Origin of the sequence: Thalassococcus sp. S3, assembly GCF_004216475.1 — a bacterium.
GTDB lineage: Bacteria > Pseudomonadota > Alphaproteobacteria > Rhodobacterales > Rhodobacteraceae.
The window spans coordinates 3,261,517-3,278,907 of record NZ_CP022303.1 but is presented as its reverse complement, the minus strand read 5'-3'; the positions used below and the strand labels follow the sequence as shown (position 1 = coordinate 3,278,907).

The window sequence follows — 17,391 nt, the reverse complement described above, 5'->3', positions numbered from 1 at the left end:
AGTTGCGAAAGCGGACGATTGCTCGAAGATTGATCAGGCTGGTGCTTATCGGCGTCAGCAGTTCGGTATGTTCACCGCCAACCCGCCGAGCGAGGTTTCCTTGTATTTCTCGCTCATATCCTCGCCCGTCTGACGCATGGTCTCGATACAGGCGTCGAGCGGCACCAGATGTGTGCCGTCGCCCCGCAGGGCCAGGCTCGCCGCTGAAACGGCCTTGATCGCGCCCAGACCGTTGCGCTCGATACACGGGACCTGCACCAAGCCTTTGACCGGATCGCAGGTCATGCCCAGATGATGTTCGAGCGCGATTTCGGCCGCGTTTTCGACCTGCTCCGGCGTGCCGCCCATAACAGCGCACAGCCCCGCCGCCGCCATTGCAGAGGCGCTGCCAACCTCGGCCTGGCATCCCGCTTCCGCGCCCGAGATCGAGGCATTGAACTTCACCAATCCGCCGATGGCGGCGGCGGTCAGCAGGAACGTCTCCACATGCGACGGTACCGCGCCCGGAACATGGTCGAGATAGTATCTCAACGTCGCCGGAACGACGCCTGCCGCGCCGTTGGTCGGAGCGGTGACCACCTGACCGCCGGCGGCGTTTTCCTCGTTCACGGCCATCGCATACACGCTCATCCAGTCGTTGATCGTATGCGGCGGCGCGAGGTTCATTCCCCTTTCGGCGAGAAGGGCATCATGAATACCCTTTGCCCGTCGTCGAACGCCAAGTCCGCCCGGAAGCGTCCCATCGCTCGCCAAGCCACGTTCAATGCAGTCATTCATGACCTGCCAGATCCGGGCCGTGCCGGTTCGAAGGCTCTCCCGACAGCCGCGCGAGATCTCGTTGGCGCGCTTCATGTCTGCGATGGACAGACCGGAGGATTTCGACATCTCCAGCATTTCCGCGGCGGATTTGAACGGATAGGGCACGGGGGCGCCTTCATCGGTTGCCTTGCCTGATGCCAATTCCGCTTCGGTCAGAACGAAACCGCCCCCGATCGAATAGAAGACCTCCTGCAGGATCACGTCTCCCTGGGCATCCGTTGCCATCAGCCGCATACCGTTCGCGTGGCCCGGCAGGGGGTGGTCGAAATCGAAGATCAGGTCATTTGCGGGCGCAAAAAGCAACGTGCCAAGCCCGTCGGTCGTGATCGTGCCGGTTTCCCGGATCTTCGAAAGGGCGGCCTCTGCCGCATCCGCCTCATACGTTTCCGGTGCGAACCCGGCAAGCCCCAGAATGGTGGCCCTGTCGGTCGCGTGACCGACACCCGTAAAGGCCAGGGAGCCGTGCAGGGACGCCCTTACGCCGCCAAACTCGAATGGCGAGGCGCGCATCATTTCAAGGAAGCGGCCCGCGGCAACCATCGGCCCCATCGTGTGAGAGGAGGACGGGCCGATCCCGACCTTGAACATCTCGAAGACAGACAGAAACATTTCAGGTCGCACTCCCTTCCGGTGGCGCTGCGTAAACGGGCGCCGTGAACGGCGTCGGCCCAAGCCCTTCGGCAGCCTGCGCCGCCCGGATCGCCGGTCGCGTTTCCAGTCGCGAAAGCGCGGCCTCAAGCGTCGGGTAGGCCGTAAGCTGAAACCAGTCCCGGTTTGTATCAGCGGGATAGATCGCCAGCCACCTCAGGCAGGCCGCGATATAGTAGTCAAGAACCGTCGGGTCTACCGCGCCAAAGCAGGTTTGACCGCTCGCTGCCATGTTTTCCAGAATGCCAAGATGGGTTTTGAGCCGTTTGATCGCGGACCGGCGAACGGGCGCGGCGTCGCCGGAGGTATATTTGGCCGGATAGAACAGGATGCGCATATCGGCGTGTAACGTATTGGAGACGAAAAAGAGCCACTTCAGCGCGTCCGCCCGGTCCGGACCGGTGGGCATCATCTCTCCATGACGTTCGCTGAGCCAAAGCAGGATGGCCCCGGTTTCGAACTTTGGCCCATGCTCCGTTTCCAGCACCGGGATCAGCCCGTTGGGGTTGAGGTCAAGATATCCCTCGCTGCGCTGGGCGGAGATGGAACGGTCGACCAGAACCGTCTCATACGCCAGTCCCATCTCCTCCAGCGTAAGCCGAACGATGAGCGATGCGTTATCTGGTGCATAGTGGAGGCGGTAGGTCATACCGCTATTTGGCGTGTCGCCTTCGGTCTCAAACCGCCGGAAAACGACGCTTGGCCCCTGGTTTGTGACGCCGCCCATCCGCGGGAATTTACCGGTTCTTAACCTCCCTGCCGGCACGCTGCTTGGAAAAACGGGGTTCTTGAAATGCGCCACCTGCTATTGATCCTTGCCCTTGCGGGTTCGCCGGCGACCGCCGATCCGGCGGAGGAGGCCTTTGGCTCTGCCAATCTGCAGGTGCTGGAGGGCAGCCTGCCTCATCGCGTCCTGCAGCGCTTGCGCAAATCTCCCTCGCGCTTCCTGGAAGAGGCGGCGGGTCTTATTCTTGGCTACGGCGGCCCGCGTGGCATCGATGCCAACGGTATCCGCACGTCCATAGCGGTGCAGCGGGCGCATATCCGGGCCAGGGAAATTCGAAAGATGCTTCTTGCGGATCTGGATGGCGACGGGCGGGTGACGCAGGAAGAACTGCGAGCATTGATCGCGGCGAGCGCGGCGCGAAGCCGGGGCGCGCTGCTTCTGTTTCACAAGGCCGCCGACAGGGACGATGACGGCATTGTGACCCTGGATGAAATGCGGCGCCAGGCCCAGACGGTCGCTCTGGCGGATGTCACCGAAGCGGATGAAGCGCTGCTCTTGAGTTTCATGAGTTTCGATCTGGACGAAAACGGGTTTGTCAGCCTCGAAGAGATCGGCGCGGCGATCACTGTGTTGGGCGCCAAGACCTAAGGGCACGCATGACCCCCCTCGCACTTGGTCGTCTCATTCCCTATAAATGCGCGAAACGATCGGAGTCGGCTGAATGAGCGGAGAGCTATCGCCCATCGACAAAGCGAAATTCGTGGCCGCGAAGCGGGCGGCCGGGTTCGTTGAGAACGGAATGCGCGTTGGATTGGGTACGGGAAGCACAGCGGCATGGCTGGTGCGGTGCCTGGGAGAGATGGTGCGGGACGATGGTCTGAGGATCAAAGGGGTGCCGACATCTACGCGAACGGCGCAATTGGCGCGCGAGGTCGGGATCGAGGTGATCTCTCTTGACGAGGCCCGCTGGCTCGACCTGACGATCGACGGCGCGGATGAATTTGACGGCGACCTGAACCTGATCAAGGGAGGGGGCGGCGCGCTGCTGCAGGAGAAGATTGTCGCCACGGCGTCGGATCGCATGATTGTGATCGCCGATATCGGCAAAGAGGTGGAGGCGTTGGGCGCCTTTCCCCTGCCGGTGGAGGTGATCCCCTTTGGCTGGCAGACGACACAGGCCTTGATCGAGGAAACGCTGATCTCGATGGATGTGCTTGGCCGGTCAGCGTCGCTCAGAATGAATGGAGAGACACCGTTCATCACGGATGAGGGCAATCACATCCTGGATCTGCACCTCAACCGGATCGGCAACGCCCGCCAATTGGCGATGGTGCTGAACCAGATGCCCGGCGTGGTTGAAAACGGTCTCTTCATCGATATCTGTGACACCGTTGTGATTGGCTACGGCGACGGCCGGGTCGAATTGCGCGACATCAATGAAGGCACAATAGAGCATGATCGGCTGGATTTTGTCGAAACGGACAATCTTTTCACCGATCTGGCGGATTAAGGATCTCTTATGAGCTTTGATTATGATCTGTTCGTCATCGGCGGCGGCTCAGGCGGCGTGCGCGCGGCCCGTGTCGCGGCGGGAGATGCGGGCGCCAAGGTCGCCCTGGCGGAAATGGATCGCTACGGTGGAACCTGCGTGATCCGCGGCTGCGTGCCCAAAAAGCTCATGGTCTTCGCCTCTGAATACAACGAGGTTGTCGCCGATGCCAAAGCCTATGGCTGGGAACTCAGGGACGGGCCATTTGACTGGCAAAGCTTTCGCACGCGTCTGAACAGCGAGCTTGACCGGCTGGAAGGCGTTTATCGCAGTCTGCTGGCGCAATCGGGTGTCGAAACCTTCGACGCGCGGGCGGTTCTGAAGGATGCGCATACGATCGAGCTGAGCACCGGCGAAACCAAGACGGCCAAGCACATTCTGGTTGCCACGGGCGGTCACCCGGTCCGCCCGGCCATCGCGAACGCCGAGCTGGGCATTGTTTCGGACGACATTTTTCATCTGGAGAGCCTGCCGAAGTCGATCCTGATCATCGGCGGCGGCTATATCGCATGCGAATTTGCCTGCATCCTGCATGGTTTGGGTGTCGAGGTGACACAATACTATCGTGGCGCACAGATCCTGCGCGGTTTCGACGAGGAAGCGCGCGGGCTGATTGCAGAATCCATGCGCGAGCGGGGCATCGACCTGAGAACAGGGACGAATATCGTGGAGATGGCCCCGGCTTCGGACGATCACACGATCTCGAATACCGGCACCGGGTCGGACGCGGCGATGGGCGCGTCATCCCAGGACATCGCCGCAGTCGCCGAGCGGCAATCCGGGTCGCAATCCGCAGAACGCGGAGGGCCGATCTGGGTGAAGGCCACCAACGGTCGCGAAAAGGTTTTCGATGCCGTTCTTTTCGCGACAGGGCGCGATCCCAACACGTCAGATATGGGCCTTGAGCAGATCGGCGTGAAACTTGGCCGACGTGGAGAGGTCGAGGTTGATGAATATAGCCAGACCGCCGTGCCTTCGGTCTTTGCCATCGGGGATGTGACCGATCGCGTAAACCTGACGCCTGTCGCCATCCGCGAGGGCATGGCGTTTGTCGAAACCGTGTTCAAGGGCAACCCGACACCCGTCGACCACGATCTCATCCCAAGCGCGATCTTCACACAGCCCGAGATGGGAACGATCGGGCTGAGCGAAGAGGACGCGCGCGAACAGGAGCCGGTAGAGATCTATTGCACGAGCTTTCGCCCGATGCAGACGGCCTTTGCCGGACGCACCGACAGGGTGTTGATGAAGCTAGTGGTCAGCGTAGAGACGCGGAAGATCCTGGGATGCCACATCGTGGCGCCAAATGCCGGCGAGATGATTCAGCTTGCGGGGATCGCCGTCAAAATGGGTGCGACAAAAGAGGATTTTGATCGGACAGTGGCGGTACATCCCACTATGTCCGAAGAAATCGTGACAATGAAAACCCCCGTGAGTACGGCTTGAATTTCATTGGTCAACGCACAGGTTACAACACGACGCCGCTAGTACGCGGCATGAGAGGGGACTAATACATATGGCAGGCAACAACGGCGGCCCCTGGGGGGGCGGCGGTTCTTCCGGCGGTGGAGGAAACAGAGGCAACAACGAAGGAGGTGGCGGAGGACGCCGCCCCGAAGGCGATGGGCCTCAGATCCCCGAAATCGACGAGCTGATGAAAAAAGGCCAGGAACAGCTGCGCGTGCTCATGGGCGGTCGCGGTGGAACCGGTCAGGGTGGTGGCGGACGCGGCCAGGGCGGCGGCAGTCCGTTCCTGACCCGCGGCACGATCATCATCGCGATCCTGTTGCTGGTCGTCCTTTGGGGGTTGCGCAGCTTTTACACGGTACGACCCGAAGAACAGTCGGTGGAGCTTTTCCTCGGTGAGTTTTCGGCGATTGGCAATCCGGGCCTGAATTTCGCCCCCTGGCCGATCGTAACGGCCGAAGTCATCCCGGTGACCCGGGAACAGACCGAAGATATCGGTGTGGGCGGGCGCGGCACGGATGCCGGGCTGATGCTCACGGGTGACGAGAACATCGTCGATATCGACTTCCAGGTCGTCTGGAACATCAACGATCCCGCGAAATTCCTGTTCAACCTGCGCGATGCACGCTCCACGATCCGGGCCGTATCCGAATCCGCGATGCGCGAGATTATCGCCCAGTCCGATCTTGCACCGATCCTCAACCGGGACCGCGGTATCATCGCCAGCCGTCTGCAGGAGCTGATCCAGTCAACGCTCGACAGTTATGACAGCGGCGTGAACATCATCCGGGTGAACTTTGACAAAGCTGACCCGCCGGCCTCTGTGATTGACGCCTTCCGTGACGTGCAAGCCGCCGAACAGGAGCGGGATCGTCTGCAGAACGTGGCCGATGCCTATGCCAACCGTGTTCTCGCCGAAGCGCGTGGTGAGGCGGCCCAGCTTCTGGAGGAAGCCGAAGGATATCGCGCGCGCGTTGTGAATGAGGCCGAAGGTGAAGCCAGCCGCTTCCTCGCCGTTCTCGGCGAATATGAGCAAGCGCCCGAGGTGACGCGCAAGCGCCTCTATCTGGAAACGATGGAGGAGGTGTTGGGCCGCATCGACAAGATCATTCTGGACGAGAATGGTCAGGGTGGCACTCAAGGCGTCGTGCCGTACCTGCCGCTTAACGAACTGCGCCGCGCAGGAGGATCGAACTGATGCGCTATCTGATTATTCTTGTTGTCGTTTTTGTCCTCACCGGCATGTCGGCGATCTTCATCGTGGATGAGCGTGAAAAGGCGTTGGTGCTGCAATTCGGTCGTGTGGTCATGGTGAAGGAAGAGCCTGGCCTGGCGTTTAAAATCCCGGTCATTCAGGAGGTTGTGCGCTATGACGACCGGATCCTGAGCCGGGACATCGACCCGCTTGAGATCACGCCACTCGACGATCGCCGGCTCGTGGTGGATGCGTTCGCGCGCTATCGCATCGTCGATGTGAACCAGTTCCGACAGGCCGTCGGTGTGGGCGGGATCACAACCGCTGAAAGCCGGCTCGATTCGATCCTGCGCGCCGAGCTGCGTGAGATCCTGGGGTCTGTCGCCTCCGACGATATCCTGTCGAGCGACCGGGCTGCTCTGATGCTTCGCATTCGGAACAACGCGATCGCCGAGGCGCGCGCGCTGGGGGTGGAGATCATCGACGTGCGTCTGAAACGGACCGACCTGCCGTCCCAGAACCTCGAAGCGACATTCGAACGGATGATCGCAGAACGGGAACGGGAAGCGACAGATGAACGGGCCCGCGGTAACGAGGCGGCCCAACGGGTGCGCGCCCAGGCGGATCGGACCGTAGTCGAGCTTGTGTCGGATGCTCAGCGGCAGGCCGAGATCATTCGTGGTGAGGCGGATGCCCGGCGAAACTCGATCTTTGCACAGGCCTTTGGTCAGGACCGTGATTTCTTTGAGTTCTATCGCTCGCTCACCGCTTACCAGAGGGCTTTGCAGGGCCAGAACTCCACCATGGTTCTTTCGCCTGACTCGGAGTTCTTTAACTATCTGAGGTCGCCAAACGGCATTTCCGGGGCCACGACCACCGCAGGCCGATGACCCTGATCTTTCTGGCCCTCGGGCTGGTGCTTATTGTGGAGGGGCTGGCATATCTGCTGGCCCCTTCGCTTATCGAGCGGATGCTGGATGCCCTGCGCATGCTGCCGGAAACAGCGCGTCGGCAGGTGGGGGCGCTGGCGCTCGTGACCGGACTTCTGCTGATCTGGATCGCCGAGCAGATCGGCCCCGGACTGCCGTTTTAGAGGCGCGCGCCGTATGCAGCTCTGTCACGCGTCCATCACATCCAATTGAAACCGCGCGATCCCGCACCACCTTTGTTATTGATGATCGTGCTGCCTAGATGCACCATGACTAGGACAAGTGGCGTCTTTCGGACGTCGCAAAACGAATTTGCCAAGGAGAAGAGGATGAAGCCTCAGCCAATCGCACGCGCCCGTCATGCGGAGGCACTGCGCCCGGTTCACCGGGTGTTCTGGATGGGTCTACTGGCCTTCGCGGTCCTGCTGGTCCAGGCCATCGCAGCACAAGCCCGGCCAGAAAGCCTTGCACCGCTGGCCGAACAGATCAGCCCGGCGGTTGTGAATATCACGACATCGACCGTTGTCGAAGGCCGCACCGGTCCGCAGGGGATCGTGCCGGAAGGATCGCCGTTCGAGGATTTCTTTCGGGAATTTCAGGATCGCAACAATGACGGTAACCGGCCACGCCGCTCTTCGGCTCTGGGATCGGGTTTCGTGATCTCCGAAGACGGTTATGTCGTTACCAACAACCACGTGATCGAAGGCGCGGACGAGATCCTGATCGAGTTCTTCCCGGGCGAAGGCCAGCCGACAGAACGCTTGCCGGCCGAAGTCGTTGGAACCGATCCGAACACCGATATCGCGCTTCTGAAGGTCGAAGCGGATAATCCGCTGCGTTTCGTCAGTTTCGGCGACAGTGACACGGCACGTGTCGGGGACTGGGTGATCGCAATGGGGAACCCGCTGGGGCAGGGATTTTCGGTCTCCGCCGGGATCGTGTCGGCCCGCAACCGGGCTCTGAGCGGAAGCTATGACGACTACATCCAGACCGATGCCGCGATCAACCGTGGTAATTCGGGCGGGCCGCTCTTTAACATGAGCGGTGACGTGATCGGCGTGAACACTGCCATCCTGTCGCCCAATGGGGGATCCATCGGGATCGGTTTTTCCATGGCCTCCAACGTGGTGACAAGCGTCGTGGATCAGCTGCGCCAATTCGGTGAAACCCGCCGTGGCTGGTTGGGTGTGCGTATTCAGGACGTGACCGACGACGTGGCCGAGGCGATGGGCCTGGAACGTGCGTCCGGTGCCTTGATCACCGATGTGCCGGACGGACCGGCCAAGGATGCGGGCCTTCTTGCCGGAGACGTCATTCTGAGTTTCGATGGTCGTGACGTCAGCGACACAAGAGGGCTTGTCCGCCAGGTCGGCAACACCGAGGTCGGCAAAGCGGTGCGCGTCGTGGTGTTCCGCGAAGGCAATACGCAAACTGTTCGCGTGACGCTGGGCCGTCGTGAAGATGCCGAGCGCGAGGTGCCTGCGGCAATGACCGCTCCCGAGGCGATTGAGAACGAGAAGTCCGTTCTTGGCCTGACACTCAGCGTGCTCAACGACGAACTGCGCTCCCAACTTGGCCTTGCCGACAGTGCCGAAGGTCTGGTGGTGACCGAGATCGACGAAACCTCCGAAGCCTTTGAGAAGGGCTTGCGTGCGGGCGATCTGATCACCGAAGCGGGTCAGCAGAAACTGTCGACCCTGGCAGCCCTGGATGACCGGATCGAGGAAGCACGCGATGCCGGTCGGAAATCGCTGCTTCTCTTGGTGCGGCGCGACGGTGATCCGCGCTTTGTGGCACTGGGTCTCGAAGAATAGGATCCGTCAGCAACATCTTCATGCGCGCTGCAATGCGGCGCGCATGTTTCGTTTCATCCACTCAGTCTATGGGTTCGGCGACGACAAGCCCGAGCTTACGGGCCGTTGCCAGTGAAAGCACCGGGCTGTCTATCCCGTCCTCCCGCTGGTAGCCCCGGATCGCCGTGCGCGTGCGTGCGTCGAGCGTGCCCGAGATCTCTCCGGAATACTTGCCGCGTGCGGCCAGAGCGCGCTGGAGAGATGACAGAAACTCCGGCGTGAGCGCATCCGCGCACGGGGTTTCGAACCAGGTTTCCGAACGTTCCCGCACAATCAACTGACGGGTCTCGGTGCGGTAGCGGGCCGGTCGAAGCAGGGTGCCGTCGTCGTCGCGCTTTTCGGCCTCCACCACGATCTGTTCGGTAATCGTTTCAATGATGGCCGGTTGTGTTGTCTTTCCCCAGCAGGTTCCCGGCGCGGCCCCCGGCGGGGCGCTGACGCTGCGATATGCGGTCAGGGATGGGTCATCGGTATCGGTTGTCCCGGCGCAGCCCGTCAGGCCGAGACCAACCAGAACTATTGCGAATGGGGTGCGGAGCATGCTCGGGATCTATTCACGTTTTCGGGACGGTAGCGCAGTTTGAGCGACCCGGAAAGCCTCTCGCTTGATCGGGATCGACGAAAGAAACCGCTGGTGCAAGCTTGCGCCTCCGGAAGGGTCGCAAAAGGGGCTGGTGTGGCCTAAATGGCTTGTCTAGACAGATGTGGACGCAAGTGAAGGGAAAAGGCGAGAATGGCGAAGATCACCTATATCGAGCATGGCGGGAAAGAACATGTCGTCGACGTCGCGAACGGGCTGACGGTGATGGAGGGCGCGCGGGACAACAACATTCCAGGCATCGAGGCGGATTGCGGTGGCGCCTGTGCCTGTTCCACCTGCCACGTCTATGTGCATCCCGACTGGGTCGAGAAGCTGCCGGCCAAAGACGACATGGAAGAAGACATGCTTGATTTTGCCTATGAGCCCGATCCGAGCCGGTCGCGCCTGACCTGCCAGATCAAGGTGAGCGATGCCCTGGACGGCCTTGTGGTTCAGATGCCTGAAAAGCAGATCTAAGGTGCCGGTTGGGGCGCGGCGTCTGCCGCTGCGAGGCTTGCCCTCATCCGCCCGCCGCGCGTTGAACCGTCTTTGCCTGTGGCCGGCGTTGCTGGCGCTTGGCATCGCCGGTTCGGCCAGCGCCGCCGACGTGATCGAGGCACGCTATGACGCGCCAACGACAAGGTATGCTCACGGCGTGCTCGGGGATGCGATCGAATATGGCGCGCTTGTTTTGCGCGTGAAGGGTCGCGTCCTGCGCTTCACGCTGCCCGAAGACCGGGTGTTTGAGGATGTGGAGCCGCGACTGGTCGATGTCGATGGCGACGGCGATCACGAGGTTATCGTGGTCGAGACGCAGGCACAGCTTGGCGCGGCCCTTGCCATTTACGACGCGCGGGGCAAGATCGCATCCACGCCGCATATCGGCAGAACCAACCGGTGGCTGGCGCCTCTTGGTGCATCGGATCTCGATGGGGATGGTCTGGTGGAGATTGCCTATATCGACCGCCCGCATCTCGCCAAGACGCTTCGCATCTGGCGCTTCGAAGACGATGCGCTTGTCCCCGTCGCCGATCATCCGGGGCTGACCAACCACCGCATCGGAGAGGCTGACATCGCCGGAGGTATCCGCGACTGCGGCACCGGGCCCGAGATCATCACGGCAGATGCGACCTGGACCGACATAATGGCCAGCACACTGAAGGACGGCCAGATCAGCACGCGGCCAATCGGTCTCCACAAAGACCGCAGCAGCTTTGCTGCCGCGCTGTCCTGCGAATAGGGGACGCCCGCTTCATTCACCTTCCACGAAACCGCGCTTTGCCTGGGATCCAATGCTTCCCAGAGGCCGGGCCGAGCGCGCGCGCCCGTCAGCGCAAGGCGCGCCAGCCAATGTCGGTGCGGTAAAACCCGCCCGGCCAGTCGATCTGTTCCACCATCGCGTAGGCTTGATCCCGCGCCTCTTTCAGCGTGGCGCCCCGGGCGGTCACGTTGAGAACCCGACCTCCACTTGCGACGATCCCCTCATCGGAGCTTTGCGTACCCGCGTGGAAACACATGGCAAAGCTGCTCTCCTCCAGCGCGTCGAGGCCCCCGATGGCCGTGCCCTTTTCATAACTGCCCGGATAGCCATTTGCCGCCATGACCACCGTCAGGGCGTGATCATCGGCCCAGTTCACCCGCGCGTCGGCAAGGCGCCCCTCCGCGGCGGCCTGCATCAGGTCAAGGACCTGCGCGCCCAGCCGCATCATCAGCACCTGACATTCCGGATCACCGAAGCGGACATTGTATTCCACCAGCCTGGGCTGGCCGTCCTTGATCATGAGACCGGCATAGAGAACCCCGCGATACGGCATGCCGCGTCTTGCCATCTCGGCCACCGTGGGCTTGATGATCTCGTCCAGTGCCTTTTGTGCGACCTCATCATCCAGCACCGGAGCGGGAGAGTAAGCGCCCATCCCACCGGTATTGGGGCCGGTATCGCCTTCGCCGACGCGCTTGTGATCCTGCGCTGTGCCGATGGGAAGCACCGTCTCTCCGTCGCAGAGCAGGAAGAAGGAGGCTTCCTCTCCCTCCATGAATTCTTCGATCACCACCTCTGCGCCAGCTCCGCCAAACGCACCGGCAAACATGTCGTCGATCGCGGACATGGCCGTGGCGACATCCATTGCCACCACGACGCCTTTGCCCGCCGCAAGGCCATCGGCCTTTACCACGATGGGCGCGCCGTGCTCTTTCACGTAAGCCCGCGCGGCGTCGGGATCGGTGAAATGCGCGTAAGCCGCGGTCGGCGCGCCGGCCGCTTCGCAGATCTCTTTCGTAAAGTGTTTTGACGCTTCAAGCTGCGCTGCGGCAGCCGACGGTCCGAAAACCGCGACACCCGCGTCGCTCAGCCGGTCGGCCACCCCTGCGGCCAACGGGGCCTCCGGCCCGACAATCACGAAGTCTATGGCGTTTTCCTCGGCAAACACCGCCACTGCTCCGCCATCTTCGATATCCAAGCTTGCGCAATCGGCGATCTGCGCGATCCCCGCATTTCCGGGCGCCACGATCAAGCGGTCGCATTTGGGGTTTTGCTTCACCGCCCAGGCCAATGCGTGTTCGCGTCCGCCGCTGCCGAGGATGAGGATGTTCATGCGCGCTCCGATCTGCTTGGCCTTTTCTGGCGCGCGTTCTAAGCTGCGCGCCACTTGGATACAATATCTCGAGAGACGTGCGAATGGACTTGATCGACGACCCGTCCGAAGGGCTGAACGCGCCCGAATTCTCCGTCTCCGAGCTGTCCGGAGCGATCAAGCGATTGATCGAGGGAGAGTTCGCCCATGTGCGCATCCGGGGGGAGGTCGGTCGGGTGTCGCGACCGCGCTCGGGGCATGTCTATCTTGATCTGAAAGACGACCGGTCCGTGATTGCAGGGGTCATGTGGAAAGGGGTGGCCGCGCGCCAGACGACGCAGCCCGAAGAGGGGATGGAGGTTGTCGCGACCGGCCGTCTGACGACCTTTCCGGGGCAATCCAAGTACCAGATCGTTATTGAAGAGATCAAACCCGCAGGCATGGGCGCCCTTATGGCGATGCTGGAAAAGCGCAAGGCACAGCTTGCCGCAGAGGGGCTGTTCGATCCGGAGCGCAAACAAGCGCTGCCGTATCTGCCGGGCATTATCGGCGTGGTCACATCCCCTTCGGGCGCTGTGATCCGGGACATCCTGCATCGGCTGCGCGATCGTTTCCCGCGGAAGGTTTTGATATGGCCCGTCGCCGTGCAGGGCGAGCGCTGCGCGCCCGAGGTGACCCGCGCCATAGAAGGCTTCAATGCATTCACCCCGGGCGGCGCCTTGCCGCGTCCCGACCTGCTGATCGTGGCCCGGGGCGGCGGGTCGGTCGAAGATCTCTGGGGGTTTAACGAGGAAAGCGTTGTCAGGGCTGCGGCTGACAGCGAAATTCCCCTGATTTCCGCCGTAGGCCATGAAACCGACACCACGCTGATCGATTTTGCGGCAGATCAGCGTGCGCCAACCCCAACCGCCGCCGCAGAGCTTGCCGTCCCGGTGCGGATCGAGCTTTTGGCATGGACGGACGGGCAGGGGGCTCGGCTGACCCGTGCGCTGTCGAATGCGCTTGGCCAACGCCGCCAGCGGCTTGTCGACGTGGCGCGGGCCTTGCCCAAACGCGAGGTGTTGCTCGACACGCCGCGCCAACGTCTTGACCTGTTGTCCGAAAGGTTGCCGGCTGCCTTGACACGTGGTGTGCAGGTCCGTCGTCTGCGCCTTGCCGAACAGGCAGGCAGTCTGCGCGCAAGCACCCTGACGCGGATGATCCGTGCGGAGGCGCAAACGTTTACCCGCCTCGAGGCGCGTTTGGCGCCCGCCTTGTCCCGGCGGGTCGCAACGGCATCGGATGCGTTGAGCCGTCAGTCGTCAAGGCTCTCTTCCCGTCCGCTGACGGCGGATCTGGCGCGAAAGAGCGATGCGCTTCAAAGGCTTTCAGAGCGTCTTTCCAAAGCGGGCGACAGCCAGGTGAGAAACTGGCGGAAACAGATCGACGCCGCTGACCGGCTGCGCGAAACGCTGAGTTACAAGGCCACGCTGCAACGGGGTTATGCCGTCGTGCGGGGCGATGGTGCGGTCGTCACCGGGCGCGATGCGGCGCGGGCTGCAAGCCGGCTTGAGATCGAATTCGCGGATGGGCGTTTGCAAGTGAGCGGCAAGCCGACCCCTAAGACAAAGGCAAAGCCGCCAGAGCAAGGATCGCTTTTCTAAAGACGGGACGCCGGGTCAGACGCCGACATCCGGCCCGTGGCAGATCATTTCTTCGCCAAGATCCTGAGCTTCGTAGAGTTCGGTGGCCTGCGGGTCATTCTCGAAACGCGCGATGAGGCCGTTGGGCCCTTCGCTGAATGTCCAGCATTGAGGATCGGGGCGATCCTCGTAAACAAAACAGATCTGGCCGTCCTGCTCGTACCACATGCCTTCTTTGCATTGTCCGTCAAGAAACGACCAGATCACGCGTCGTCCCTCAAGGTAGCGTTCGACCCCATAGGCTTGCCCGCCCTCTCCGTAGAAGAGCGTCTTGCCTCGGGTATAGGCATCGAACTCTTCTGCCGTCATCGACGCAAATGTGAGAGAGGGGAGGAGGCCAGCGGCGAGCGCGGCAAGGAGAATCAGTCGTCTCATGGTATATATCGTGTCAGATCGGGGCGTTGGCTTCTACGCCGCTCACCTGCTCTCAGCAAGCCGTCGCCAGTATGCGGCGCGCGGATCCATGATGCGCCGCCAAATGGGCGGGACAAGTGCGATGGCGGCCATAATCGGCAGGGGATGCGGCAGCATCGGCATGGTCTGGGGATCCAGCCGCAGTTCCGGGAAGGAGCGGTTTGGATGCGCGTGATGATCCGAATGGCGCGGCGCGTTCAGCATGAGGGCCGCGGAATACCAATGCGGGGCGTTCCAGGAATGGTGCGGACCGACAGGCTCAGGCTTGCCATTTGCCTTTTTCTGTCGGCGCAATCCGTAATGTTGCACGTAATCAGACAGCAACAGCTGCATCTGCGCGTAAATCGCAAGTGACAGGAAAATCGCAACACCGCCCCATCCGGCCAGCAGCCAGGCGGTCGAAAGCGCCAGGAGGCTGCCCGCCAGATAGCCGACATAGGGGTGCGATCCGCGCGCATGGCTTTGGCGCGCCCGGCGCGCTGTTTCGGCTTTCAGCCCCGATTTGAAGGATCCGATCCAGGCGCGTGGGGCAAACCGGTAAAACCCCTCACCCGGACGGGCCGAATTTGGGTCCTTTGCGCTGGCCACGTGCACATGATGCACAAGCGGATGGGCCGAGGCGTGATGACCGAAAAGCATGGAACTATAGACCGCAACGCCAAGCCGCCTCGACCAACGGTGCGAGGCATGGATCAATTCATGCGCGTTGGAGTTCGACACCTGCCCCATGAAAAGGCCAAGCGCCAGTCCGGAGGCGATCGTATCGGTCCTGGGCGGCGTGTTGCCCAGCACCCAAACGCCCAGCGCCAGTAAAGGGAAATGGAGCAGTGCCAATGTCACAGACAGTATGTGTCCGAGGCGCAGATGCCGCTGGTGCCCTGCGCCGGGCGATGCACGGGGGCCCAGACGGTCCATCCAAAGCACGAAAAGGGTGATGTAGCCAAGCGCTACATAGCCCCAGATGCTTTCATCCAAGAAGGCCAGCATCAACAACGCCACCGGCGTCAGGCTGGCCACAAAATACCAAACCACGTCACTCACACTCACACGCGCGTCCAAAAACAGTGTTTAGGATAGCATGGGTGTGGGGCCGGTCACGGGCAATCTTGTGTCAAATCCAAGACATCCCGTTGCCTATCGGAACTTGGGCCGAACGCAAAACCGCGTTGCGGTGTCGCTTTTCGCCACCATCCAAGGGCCGCACCGGATATGATCTGCGCCAGCAAGTGCGGGAGGGCCGACAATGGCACTAGATGAAAACAAGGGTGTCTGGAAATCCGGGAAGGGGAAAGGTCGCAAGACCCCCAAGGGTCGGCAGCTGGACGACACCGCCTGGGACGACGTCCGCACCCTTCTTGGCGAGCGCCCCCGCCGCCCCGACCTGCTGATCGAATTCCTGCATCTGATACAGGACACCTATGGTCATCTCTCCGCCGCTCATCTTCGCGCGCTGGCCGAAGAAATGCGGTTGAGCATGGCCGAGGTTTACGAAGTTGCGACGTTCTATGCCCATTTCGACGTGGTTAAGGAGGGCGACACACCGCCCCCCGCTCTGACAATTCGGGTCTGCGACTCGCTTTCTTGCGAACTTGCGGGTGCTCAGGCGCTGAAATCCGCTTTGGAAGACGGGCTTGATCCTTCCAAGGTAAGGGTCCTGCGCGCGCCCTGTATGGGGCGCTGCGACACCGCGCCGACCCTGGAACTGGGGCACAATCATATCGACCACGCGACGCTGGAAAAGGTCGAGGCGGCGATCGCGGCGGATGACACCCACGCCCATGTTCCTGCCTATGAGACGTTCGAAACCTACCGGTCCACAGGTGGCTATGCCGCGCTTGAAACGTTGCGCGCGGGCGGGGACTGGGAGGAGGTTCAGGAAAAGGTTCTGTCCTCCGGCCTGCGTGGTCTGGGCGGGGCCGGGTTTCCGTCGGGCAAGAAATGGGGCTTTGTCCGCGCCAATGCCGGTCCGCGCTATCTGGCGGTCAACGGTGATGAAGGGGAGCCGGGCACGTTTAAGGACCGCTACTATCTCGAGCGGACGCCGCATCTTTTTCTTGAGGGGATGCTGATCGCGGCATGGGCGGTCGAGGCTGAAACCTGCTTTATCTACATGCGCGATGAATATCCCGCCGTGCTGGAGATCCTGCGCCGGGAAATCCGTGCTCTGGAAGACGCCGGAATCGTGGCCGCGGGCTACATCGATCTGCGGCGTGGGGCGGGTGCTTATATCTGCGGCGAAGAATCGGCGATGATCGAGAGTATCGAGGGGAAGCGCGGCCTGCCGCGTCATCGCCCGCCTTTCGTGGCGCAGGTCGGCATCCACGGGCGCCCGACGTTGGTGCACAATGTCGAAACCCTGCACTGGGTGGCGCGGATCTGCCGGGAGGGACCCGAGGTTTTGAGCGGCACGGAACATAACGGACGAAAGGGGCTGCGCAGCTACTCGGTCTCGGGTCGGGTGGCCCAGCCCGGAGTGTATCTTCTGCCCGCCGGATCGACGATCACCGATATCATTGAAGCGGCTGGCGGTATGGCCGAAGGACATGTGTTCAAAGCCTATCAGCCCGGCGGCCCGTCGTCGGGGTTGTTGCCTGCATCCATCGACGACGTGCCGCTTGATTTCGACACGCTTCAGCCGCTGGGCAGCTTCATCGGCTCCGCAGCCGTGGTGGTGCTTTCCGATCAGGATCGCGCCCGCGACGCGGCGTTGAACATGCTGCGCTTTTTCGAAGACGAAAGCTGTGGTCAATGCACACCCTGCCGGGTCGGATGCGAAAAGGCGGTCAAACTGATGCAGGCCGATCAATGGGATCAGCCCCTCCTTGATGAGTTGTGCACCGCCATGGCAGATGCATCGATCTGTGGATTGGGGCAGGCGGCCCCGAACCCGATCAAGCTCACGATCAGGCATTTCTCCGACGAGATCTGAGACCAGACCTCTGGCGAACGGCCATA

The 17,391-nt window shown here is 61.9% G+C and carries 17 protein-coding genes; 11 read left to right on the top strand and 6 right to left on the bottom strand.

The annotated features are described in order from the left end of the window. Window positions 1–54 precede the first annotated feature (54 nt). Window positions 55–1,428: an L-serine ammonia-lyase gene (locus CFI11_RS16125; RefSeq protein ID WP_130407737.1), complete on the bottom strand. Its 1,374-nt coding sequence runs from the start codon at window positions 1,426–1,428 to the stop codon at window positions 55–57. 1 nt (window position 1,429) lies between these two features. After that, window positions 1,430–2,116, bottom strand: a complete 687-nt coding sequence (locus tag CFI11_RS16120) for a glutathione S-transferase family protein (RefSeq protein ID WP_130410047.1) — start codon at window positions 2,114–2,116, stop codon at window positions 1,430–1,432. A gap of 144 nt (window positions 2,117–2,260) precedes the next feature. Between CFI11_RS16120 and CFI11_RS16115 the strand changes: the two genes are divergently transcribed. The 7 genes from CFI11_RS16115 (at window position 2,261) to CFI11_RS16085 (ending at window position 9,148) form a co-directional block, all read left to right on the top strand. Beyond that, the gene (locus CFI11_RS16115) at window positions 2,261–2,842 is read left to right on the top strand and encodes an EF-hand domain-containing protein (protein WP_130410046.1); all 582 of its coding nucleotides are present in this window, start codon (window positions 2,261–2,263) and stop codon (window positions 2,840–2,842) included. 73 nt (window positions 2,843–2,915) lie between these two features. Then, complete coding sequence (gene rpiA / locus CFI11_RS16110) at window positions 2,916–3,704, top strand: ribose-5-phosphate isomerase RpiA (protein WP_130407735.1); 789 nt, start codon at window positions 2,916–2,918, stop codon at window positions 3,702–3,704. A gap of 9 nt (window positions 3,705–3,713) precedes the next feature. After that, window positions 3,714–5,189: an FAD-dependent oxidoreductase gene (locus CFI11_RS16105; protein ID WP_130407733.1), complete on the top strand. Its 1,476-nt coding sequence runs from the start codon at window positions 3,714–3,716 to the stop codon at window positions 5,187–5,189. Window positions 5,190–5,259: 70 nt separating this feature from the next. Further along, complete coding sequence (gene hflK / locus CFI11_RS16100) at window positions 5,260–6,408, top strand: FtsH protease activity modulator HflK (RefSeq protein ID WP_130407731.1); 1,149 nt, start codon at window positions 5,260–5,262, stop codon at window positions 6,406–6,408. Continuing rightward, window positions 6,408–7,295 (top strand): protease modulator HflC, encoded by an 888-nt coding sequence (gene hflC, locus CFI11_RS16095; protein ID WP_130407729.1) that lies wholly within the window; start codon window positions 6,408–6,410, stop codon window positions 7,293–7,295. Before hflK ends, hflC begins: the two co-directional genes overlap by 1 nt. Beyond that, the gene (locus CFI11_RS16090) at window positions 7,292–7,498 is read left to right on the top strand and encodes a DUF2065 domain-containing protein (protein WP_130407727.1); all 207 of its coding nucleotides are present in this window, start codon (window positions 7,292–7,294) and stop codon (window positions 7,496–7,498) included. Before hflC ends, CFI11_RS16090 begins: the two co-directional genes overlap by 4 nt. 165 nt (window positions 7,499–7,663) lie before the next feature. Next, window positions 7,664–9,148, top strand: a complete 1,485-nt coding sequence (locus CFI11_RS16085) for a Do family serine endopeptidase (RefSeq protein ID WP_130407725.1) — start codon at window positions 7,664–7,666, stop codon at window positions 9,146–9,148. A 61-nt stretch (window positions 9,149–9,209) separates the two neighbouring features. Here the strand turns inward: CFI11_RS16085 and CFI11_RS16080 are convergent, their stop codons facing one another. Continuing rightward, window positions 9,210–9,728 carry a peptidoglycan-binding domain-containing protein gene (locus tag CFI11_RS16080; RefSeq protein ID WP_130407723.1) on the bottom strand — a complete coding sequence of 173 codons (519 nt, stop codon included), beginning with the start codon at window positions 9,726–9,728 and terminating at the stop codon, window positions 9,210–9,212. A 192-nt stretch (window positions 9,729–9,920) separates the two neighbouring features. Between CFI11_RS16080 and CFI11_RS16075 the strand changes: the two genes are divergently transcribed. Beyond that, window positions 9,921–10,244 carry a 2Fe-2S iron-sulfur cluster-binding protein gene (locus tag CFI11_RS16075; RefSeq protein WP_130407721.1) on the top strand — a complete coding sequence of 108 codons (324 nt, stop codon included), beginning with the start codon at window positions 9,921–9,923 and terminating at the stop codon, window positions 10,242–10,244. A 1-nt stretch (window position 10,245) separates the two neighbouring features. Continuing rightward, window positions 10,246–11,007 carry an FG-GAP repeat domain-containing protein gene (locus CFI11_RS16070; protein ID WP_371687440.1) on the top strand — a complete coding sequence of 254 codons (762 nt, stop codon included), beginning with the start codon at window positions 10,246–10,248 and terminating at the stop codon, window positions 11,005–11,007. Window positions 11,008–11,095: 88 nt separating this feature from the next. On the opposite strand, the gene purD is transcribed toward CFI11_RS16070, so the two are convergent. Next, window positions 11,096–12,361: a phosphoribosylamine--glycine ligase gene (purD, locus tag CFI11_RS16065; protein ID WP_130407719.1), complete on the bottom strand. Its 1,266-nt coding sequence runs from the start codon at window positions 12,359–12,361 to the stop codon at window positions 11,096–11,098. A gap of 83 nt (window positions 12,362–12,444) precedes the next feature. Here purD and xseA point away from each other — a divergent pair, with 83 nt between their 5' ends. Beyond that, entirely contained in the window at window positions 12,445–13,983 is a 1,539-nt protein-coding gene (gene xseA, locus CFI11_RS16060) for an exodeoxyribonuclease VII large subunit (protein WP_130407717.1), read from the top strand. A 15-nt stretch (window positions 13,984–13,998) separates the two neighbouring features. Here the strand turns inward: xseA and CFI11_RS16055 are convergent, their stop codons facing one another. After that, complete coding sequence (locus tag CFI11_RS16055; RefSeq protein WP_130407715.1) at window positions 13,999–14,397, bottom strand: hypothetical protein; 399 nt, start codon at window positions 14,395–14,397, stop codon at window positions 13,999–14,001. 42 nt (window positions 14,398–14,439) lie between these two features. Beyond that, on the bottom strand, window positions 14,440–15,477 hold the full coding sequence (locus CFI11_RS16050; protein ID WP_371687439.1) for an alkane 1-monooxygenase: 1,038 nt from the start codon (window positions 15,475–15,477) through the stop codon (window positions 14,440–14,442). Window positions 15,478–15,679: 202 nt separating this feature from the next. On the opposite strand from CFI11_RS16050, the gene CFI11_RS16045 reads away from it, so the two are divergent. Then, on the top strand, window positions 15,680–17,365 hold the full coding sequence (locus CFI11_RS16045; RefSeq protein ID WP_130407713.1) for an NAD(P)H-dependent oxidoreductase subunit E: 1,686 nt from the start codon (window positions 15,680–15,682) through the stop codon (window positions 17,363–17,365). Window positions 17,366–17,391: the final 26 nt, after the last annotated feature.

What these genes read in the sequence shown, in the direction of transcription:
- CFI11_RS16125 (WP_130407737.1), bottom strand. Translation starts at nt 1,428, where the DNA reads ATGTTTCTGTCTGTCTTCGAGATGTTCAAGGTCGGGATCGGCCCGTCC.
- CFI11_RS16120 (WP_130410047.1), bottom strand. Translation starts at nt 2,116, where the DNA reads ATGACCTACCGCCTCCACTATGCACCAGATAACGCATCGCTCATCGTT.
- CFI11_RS16115 (WP_130410046.1), top strand. Translation starts at nt 2,261, where the DNA reads ATGCGCCACCTGCTATTGATCCTTGCCCTTGCGGGTTCGCCGGCGACC.
- rpiA (WP_130407735.1), top strand. Translation starts at nt 2,916, where the DNA reads ATGAGCGGAGAGCTATCGCCCATCGACAAAGCGAAATTCGTGGCCGCG.
- CFI11_RS16105 (WP_130407733.1), top strand. Translation starts at nt 3,714, where the DNA reads ATGAGCTTTGATTATGATCTGTTCGTCATCGGCGGCGGCTCAGGCGGC.
- hflK (WP_130407731.1), top strand. Translation starts at nt 5,260, where the DNA reads ATGGCAGGCAACAACGGCGGCCCCTGGGGGGGCGGCGGTTCTTCCGGC.
- hflC (WP_130407729.1), top strand. Translation starts at nt 6,408, where the DNA reads ATGCGCTATCTGATTATTCTTGTTGTCGTTTTTGTCCTCACCGGCATG.
- CFI11_RS16090 (WP_130407727.1), top strand. Translation starts at nt 7,292, where the DNA reads ATGACCCTGATCTTTCTGGCCCTCGGGCTGGTGCTTATTGTGGAGGGG.
- CFI11_RS16085 (WP_130407725.1), top strand. Translation starts at nt 7,664, where the DNA reads ATGAAGCCTCAGCCAATCGCACGCGCCCGTCATGCGGAGGCACTGCGC.
- CFI11_RS16080 (WP_130407723.1), bottom strand. Translation starts at nt 9,728, where the DNA reads ATGCTCCGCACCCCATTCGCAATAGTTCTGGTTGGTCTCGGCCTGACG.
- CFI11_RS16075 (WP_130407721.1), top strand. Translation starts at nt 9,921, where the DNA reads ATGGCGAAGATCACCTATATCGAGCATGGCGGGAAAGAACATGTCGTC.
- purD (WP_130407719.1), bottom strand. Translation starts at nt 12,361, where the DNA reads ATGAACATCCTCATCCTCGGCAGCGGCGGACGCGAACACGCATTGGCC.
- xseA (WP_130407717.1), top strand. Translation starts at nt 12,445, where the DNA reads ATGGACTTGATCGACGACCCGTCCGAAGGGCTGAACGCGCCCGAATTC.
- CFI11_RS16055 (WP_130407715.1), bottom strand. Translation starts at nt 14,397, where the DNA reads ATGAGACGACTGATTCTCCTTGCCGCGCTCGCCGCTGGCCTCCTCCCC.
- CFI11_RS16045 (WP_130407713.1), top strand. Translation starts at nt 15,680, where the DNA reads ATGGCACTAGATGAAAACAAGGGTGTCTGGAAATCCGGGAAGGGGAAA.